General features: G+C 55.0%; 3 rRNA genes. All 3 read right to left on the bottom strand.

The annotated features are described in order from the left end of the window. Positions 1-2: 2 nt before the first annotated feature. Positions 3-119: ribosomal RNA gene (gene rrf / locus B0E55_RS31100) — 5S ribosomal RNA — on the bottom strand. Positions 120-278: 159 nt separating this feature from the next. Continuing rightward, positions 279-3413, bottom strand: a 23S ribosomal RNA gene (locus tag B0E55_RS31105). Positions 3414-3751: 338 nt separating this feature from the next. After that, a 16S ribosomal RNA gene (locus B0E55_RS31110) occupies positions 3752-5269 on the bottom strand. Together the 16S, 23S and 5S rRNA genes form the textbook arrangement of a ribosomal RNA operon. Positions 5270-5542 lie beyond the last annotated feature (273 nt).

The raw sequence follows: 5542 nt of genomic DNA on the forward strand, positions 1-5542 counted from the left end.
GTGTTCGGCGGTGTCCTACTCTCCCACACCCTGTCGAGTGCAGTACCATCGGCGCTGAAGGGCTTAGCTTCCGGGTTCGGAATGGGACCGGGCGTTTCCCCTTCGCTATGACCGCCGTAACTCTATGAAACTGTCACAGTAACCAACTTCTGATCACCTGGTTTCACCGTGCACCAACCCGAACCCGTTACCGGGTGGATGGATGACGGAGAAAACAGAGTTTCTCATCAGTATCTGTGTGTTGTTTCAGATACCGCACAGTGGACGCGTAGCTTCTTTGTGGTAAGTCCTCGGCCTATTAGTACCAGTCACCTGCATGCATTACTGCACTTCCAGTTCTGGCCTATCAACCCGGTGGTCTGCCGGGGGCCTTACCCCCTCGAGGGGGTGAGAAACCTCATCTTGGAACAGGCTTCCCGCTTAGATGCTTTCAGCGGTTATCCCTTCCGAACGTAGCTAACCAGCGGTGCTCCTGGCGGAACAACTGGCACACCAGAGGTTCGTCCGTCCCGGTCCTCTCGTACTAGGGACAGCCTTCCTCAAGTTTCTAACGCGCGCGGCGGATAGAGACCGAACTGTCTCACGACGTTCTAAACCCAGCTCGCGTGCCGCTTTAATGGGCGAACAGCCCAACCCTTGGGACCTACTCCAGCCCCAGGATGCGACGAGCCGACATCGAGGTGCCAAACCATCCCGTCGATATGGACTCTTGGGGAAGATCAGCCTGTTATCCCCGGGGTACCTTTTATCCGTTGAGCGACACCGCTTCCACTTGCCGGTGCCGGATCACTAGTCCCGACTTTCGTCCCTGCTCGACCTGTCAGTCTCACAGTCAAGCTCCCTTGTGCACTTGCACTCGACACCTGATTGCCAACCAGGCTGAGGGAACCTTTGGGCGCCTCCGTTACATTTTGGGAGGCAACCGCCCCAGTTAAACTACCCACCAGGCACTGTCCCTGAACCAGATCATGGTCCGAGGTTAGAGGTCCAATTCGATCAGAGTGGTATTTCAACAACGACTCCACGATAACTGGCGTCACCGTTTCACAGTCTCCCACCTATCCTACACAAACCGAACCGAACACCAATACCAAGCTGTAGTGAAGGTCCCGGGGTCTTTTCGTCCTGCCGCGCGTAACGAGCATCTTTACTCGTAATGCAATTTCGCCGAGTCTACGGTTGAGACAGCTGAGAAGTCGTTACGCCATTCGTGCAGGTCGGAACTTACCCGACAAGGAATTTCGCTACCTTAGGATGGTTATAGTTACCACCGCCGTTTACTGGGGCTTAAATTCTCAGCTTCGCTCCCGAAGGAACTAACCGGTCCTCTTAACCTTCCAGCACCGGGCAGGCGTCAGTCCGTATACATCGTCTTACGACTTCGCACGGACCTGTGTTTTTAGTAAACAGTCGCTTCTCACTGGTCTCTGCGGCCCCACCCAGCTCAGACAGTAAATGTCGTCACCAAACAGGGCCCCCCTTCTCCCGAAGTTACGGGGGCATTTTGCCGAGTTCCTTAACCATAGTTATCTCGATCGCCTTAGTATTCTCTACCTGACCACCTGTGTCGGTTTGGGGTACGGGCCGTGTGAAAGCTCGCTAGAGGCTTTTCTCGGCAGCATAGGATCACTGAATTCGCCTCAATCGGCTACGCATCACGTCTCAGGCTATGTGTGACCCGGATTTGCCTAGGTCACGCCCTACACGCTTACACCAGTATTACCACTGACTGGCTCAGCTACCTTCCTGCGTCACCCCATCGCTTGGCTACTACCAGATCAGGTCCCATGCATCCACCAACTCGAGACCCGAAGGTCTTCTCGTGGCTTCAGGATGGTTAGTATCACTGATTCACCATGGGCGCGTTCACACGGGTACGGGAATATCAACCCGTTGTCCATCGGCTACGCCTGTCGGCCTCGTCTTAGGTCCCGACTCACCCTGGGCGGATTAACCTGGCCCAGGAACCCTTGGTCATTCGGCGGACGAGTTTCTCACTCGTCTTTCGCTACTCATGCCTGCATTCTCACTCGTGTGGCCTCCACGGCTAGGTCACCCTGCCGCTTCCATGGCCACACGACGCTCCCCTACCCATCCACACACCTGCCCAACACTCCGCAGAGTGAAGGGGGGCTATTGCGTGAATGCCGCAGCTTCGGTGGTGTACTTGAGCCCCGCTACATTGTCGGCGCAGGATCACTTGACCAGTGAGCTATTACGCACTCTTTCAAGGGTGGCTGCTTCTAAGCCAACCTCCTGGTTGTCTTCGCGACCCCACATCCTTTTCCACTTAGTACACGCTTAGGGACCTTAGCTGGCGATCTGGGCTGTTTCCCTCTCGACTACGAACCTTATCGCCCGCAGTCTCACTGCCGCGCTCTCACTCACCGGCATTCGGAGTTTGGCTGATTTCGGTAAGCTTGTGGGCCCCCTAGACCATCCAGTAGCTCTACCTCCGGTGAGAAACACGCGACGCTGCACCTAAATGCATTTCGGGGAGAACCAGCTATCACGGAGTTTGATTGGCCTTTCACCCCTACCCACAACTCATCCCCTCAGTTTTCAACCTAAGTGGGTTCGGTCCTCCACGACGTCTTACCGTCGCTTCAACCTGGCCATGGGTAGATCACTCCGCTTCGGGTCTAGAGCATGCCACTACGATCGCCCTATTCGGACTCGCTTTCGCTACGGCTACCCCACACGGGTTAACCTCGCGACATGCCACTAACTCGCAGGCTCATTCTTCAAAAGGCACGCCATCACCCCCAACAGTAAACTGTTCGAAGGCTCTGACGGATTGTAAGCGCACGGTTTCAGGTACTATTTCACTCCCCTCCCGGGGTACTTTTCACCTTTCCCTCACGGTACTAGTCCGCTATCGGTCACCAGGGAGTATTCAGGCTTATCGGGTGGTCCCGACAGATTCACACCAGATTTCACGGGCCCGGTGCTACTTGGGTTTCCATTACAACAGTCACAAAGTTTTCGTGTACGGGATTCTCACCCTCTACGACAGGCCGTTCCAGACCACTTCCACTAACCCTGTGATTTCTTACTGTTGGCCTGCTCGGCAGAACAGACAAAATGAACCCCACAACCCCACGAATGCAACACCTGCCGGCTATCACACACCCATGGTTTAGCCTCTTCCGCTTTCGCTCGCCACTACTCACGGAATCACGGTTGTTTTCTCTTCCTGTGGGTACTGAGATGTTTCACTTCCCCACGTTCCCTCCACACGCCCTATATATTCAGGCGCGGGTAACACGACATCACTCGTGCTGGGTTTCCCCATTCGGACATCCTCGGATCACAGCTCGGTTGACAGCTCCCCGAGGCTTATCGCAGCCTCCTACGTCCTTCATCGGCTCCTGGTGCCAAGGCATCCACCGTACGCTCTTCATTACTTACAACAAAGATGCTCGCGTCCACTGTGCAGTTCTCAAACAACACACAAACAACCACCTCACGCAGACACCAACAAAAAACATTCTCACGAATAATTCTTGCGGTATGACTGCAGCAGTCATTTGTCGTTACTTCCTAGAGAGGAAACACTCGCGTGTTCTCTCAGGACCCAACAGTATGTCGATATATTGCACTCGCCGGCAGATCATGTGATCTGCCGTGATGCGAGGAAGTTTGTCAGCGTCCACCCATGAGCTCCTGCCGGACCACAAGTGGATCCGAAACAGGCTCTGCCAACCAACCATCCACCTGTGTGGACATTGGATTGGAGAATGCTCCTTAGAAAGGAGGTGATCCAGCCGCACCTTCCGGTACGGCTACCTTGTTACGACTTCGTCCCAATCGCCGATCCCACCTTCGACGGCTCCCTCCCACAAGGGGTTAAGCCACCGGCTTCGGGTGTTACCGACTTTCATGACGTGACGGGCGGTGTGTACAAGGCCCGGGAACGTATTCACCGCAGCGTTGCTGATCTGCGATTACTAGCGACTCCGACTTCACGGGGTCGAGTTGCAGACCCCGATCCGAACTGAGACCAGCTTTAAGGGATTCGCTCCACCTCACGGTCTCGCAGCCCTCTGTACTGGCCATTGTAGCATGTGTGAAGCCCTGGACATAAGGGGCATGATGACTTGACGTCGTCCCCACCTTCCTCCGAGTTGACCCCGGCAGTCTCTTACGAGTCCCCACCATAACGTGCTGGCAACATAAGATAGGGGTTGCGCTCGTTGCGGGACTTAACCCAACATCTCACGACACGAGCTGACGACAGCCATGCACCACCTGTATACCGACCACAAGGGGGGCCACATCTCTGCAGCTTTCCGGTATATGTCAAACCCAGGTAAGGTTCTTCGCGTTGCATCGAATTAATCCACATGCTCCGCCGCTTGTGCGGGCCCCCGTCAATTCCTTTGAGTTTTAGCCTTGCGGCCGTACTCCCCAGGCGGGGCGCTTAATGCGTTAGCTACGGCACGGATTCCGTGGAAGGAACCCACACCTAGCGCCCACCGTTTACGGCGTGGACTACCAGGGTATCTAATCCTGTTCGCTACCCACGCTTTCGTTCCTCAGCGTCAGTTACTGCCCAGAGACCCGCCTTCGCCACCGGTGTTCCTCCTGATATCTGCGCATTTCACCGCTACACCAGGAATTCCAGTCTCCCCTGCAGTACTCAAGTCTGCCCGTATCGCCTGCAAGCCAGCAGTTGAGCTGCTGGTTTTCACAAACGACGCGACAAACCGCCTACGAACTCTTTACGCCCAGTAATTCCGGACAACGCTTGCACCCTACGTATTACCGCGGCTGCTGGCACGTAGTTAGCCGGTGCTTCTTCTGCAGGTACCGTCACTTGCGCTTCGTCCCTGCTGAAAGAGGTTTACAACCCGAAGGCCGTCATCCCTCACGCGGCGTCGCTGCATCAGGCTTTCGCCCATTGTGCAATATTCCCCACTGCTGCCTCCCGTAGGAGTCTGGGCCGTGTCTCAGTCCCAGTGTGGCCGGTCACCCTCTCAGGTCGGCTACCCGTCGTCGCCTTGGTAGGCCATTACCCCACCAACAAGCTGATAGGCCGCGGGCCCATCCTGCACCGATAAATCTTTCCACCCCAAGTCATGCAACCTGAGGTCATATCCGGTATTAGACCCAGTTTCCCAGGCTTATCCCGAAGTGCAGGGCAGATCACCCACGTGTTACTCACCCGTTCGCCGCTCGTGTACCCCGAAAGGCCTTACCGCTCGACTTGCATGTGTTAAGCACGCCGCCAGCGTTCGTCCTGAGCCAGGATCAAACTCTCCGTTGAAGACTCTAGATATCACCAACCCGAAGGCCGGCTAATCAGTCATAGACAAAAAGAGTCAAATCACTAGCAAAAAAACTCAACTAGCAAAAAATGTGTCGGCAACCATTCAGACGGAAGAATGAACAATCACCGACGAAAAATACTCACACCACACACAAACCAACCAAACCCCAAGAGGCGGTTGATCATTCGCGGATGTGAAGTACCAAAAAAATTTGGCACTGACATTCATCGACACACTGTTGAGTTCTCAAAGAACACGCACACACCATC

Source organism: Rhodococcus sp. 66b (assembly GCF_002076325.1).
Taxonomy (GTDB): Bacteria; Actinomycetota; Actinomycetes; order Mycobacteriales; family Mycobacteriaceae; genus Rhodococcus_F; species Rhodococcus_F erythropolis.